This is a genomic window from Streptomyces sp. NPDC048290 (assembly GCF_040652095.1).
In the GTDB taxonomy this organism is placed as follows: Bacteria; Actinomycetota; Actinomycetes; order Streptomycetales; family Streptomycetaceae; genus Streptomyces.
In genome coordinates this window covers 1-1575 of sequence record NZ_JBEZLM010000066.1, presented here as the reverse complement: position 1 = coordinate 1575, position 1575 = coordinate 1, and the positions used below count along the sequence as shown (strand labels likewise).

At 67.1% G+C, this 1575-nt stretch carries 1 protein-coding gene; it reads right to left on the bottom strand.

Features of this window, described 5'->3' with window-relative positions:
• Positions 1 to 1575: hypothetical protein (locus AB0D49_RS41735; RefSeq protein ID WP_362769515.1), on the bottom strand; the 1575-nt coding region annotated here is incomplete at both ends.

Genomic DNA, 1575 nt, shown 5'->3' with positions numbered 1-1575 from the left:
GCCGAGGGTGTGGGCGGCGTGGTGTGCAGGGTCTCGGCGGGCTGGCGCCAGTTCGCGTAGACCGTGCGCTTGACCTCGGCGATCGTCTGGCCCTGCGCCTCCAGGCTCAGGACGAGTTTCACGGGCGCGCGGAACTGGGCCTGGCTGCCGGTGACGGTGAGCTGCCGGGTCGCCGAGACGTTCAGTTCCTCGGTCCGGGTGGTCTTGTCGTCCCGGGTACGGGTACCGGTGCCGGCGCCGGTCACATTGACCGGCGGGGTCAGCACGCTCCCCGTCGCGACCACGACGGTCCCGCCGACCGCCGTGGTCTTGGTGAGGTCCTTGGTGGCGGTGTCCTTGACGCCGGGTGCGAGCTGGTGGGAGGTCTTGCTGCCGTTGCGCGGGATGATGCCGGACAGTGCGGCGTCCTCGTCGGTCCGGATGGCCTTGAGGGTCAGCGAGGCGCTGACGCTGCCGACCATCACGTTGGCCTTGCGGACCACGACCCGCATGTTCTGCTCGAAGATGGACTGGAACATCGCCTTGGTCTCATCGTCGCCGAGCAGCCGCTGAGCCCGCTGGTAGTTGTTGAGCTGGTCGTCACCGAGCCAGGTCGGGAACAGGTTCCCGGTGAGCTTCTGCTGCGCGGCCGAGGTCACCGTCGTGGACGGTTCGTTCCCCAGCGGCTGCTGTGCCACCTCGTGTTCCGGGGTGAGCAGATGCTCCTGGTCGGGCTCGCTGCGCAGCAGGCTGAGTCTGTCCTTGGGCTTCTCGTTCCCGTCCTGCGAGACCTTGGACGGTTCCGGGGTGAGTACGGTCGCCAGTTCCTGGGCGAACTTCGGGTCCTTGACGGTCGCGGTGTCGATCAGTTCGGTGAGCATTCCCGAGGTGTTCAGGCCGTACGTCGGGAAGCTGAGCGGGGGGACACCGTCGGTCGGTGCCGAGGAGTGGAAGGTGACCTCGCTGCCCGGGGTGGGCTTACGGCCGGAGGCCATGGGGTTGCCCAGGCCGAGGTCGCTGTTCGGGATGATCTGGTAGCGGCGGGCCTGGGCCAGGGTCATCCAGGCGTTGAAGGCGCCCTTGGCCGTGACCTGCTTCGTGACGTGGGTGGGCTCCTTGCTGCCGCGCGGACCGGTGTGCTTGCCCTCGGCGACGATGAAGAAGTCCACGTCCAGGGCGGTGATCACACCAGGAGTGAGACCGGCCTCGTAGGAGCGGGTGATGGAGCCCGCGATGTTCTGCGCGTCGCCCTTCGTGCCGGTCTCGGTGTAGCTGTAGGTCTGCGAGGGGTTGACCGCCGTGACCACGTGCGAGGGCACCGGGAAGTACTGCTCGAAGCCCGCCTGGTACTTGACGCTGTTGGCGGATTCCAGGCTGTAGCTGATGGTGGTGCCACCGGTCATGGACTGCGTGTAGGGCGAGTGGAACCAGTTCTGGAACGCCCCCTGGGCGTCCTTGGGCACGCTGACCCGCATGTAGATACCGACGTCGCCCTTGCGCGTGCCGGAGTTGCGGACGTACTCCAGGTCCCTGATCCGGGTCTCTCCCCGGCGCATCTGTGCCGTCTTGGAGATGAAGTTCTCCGGTTTGAAGAAG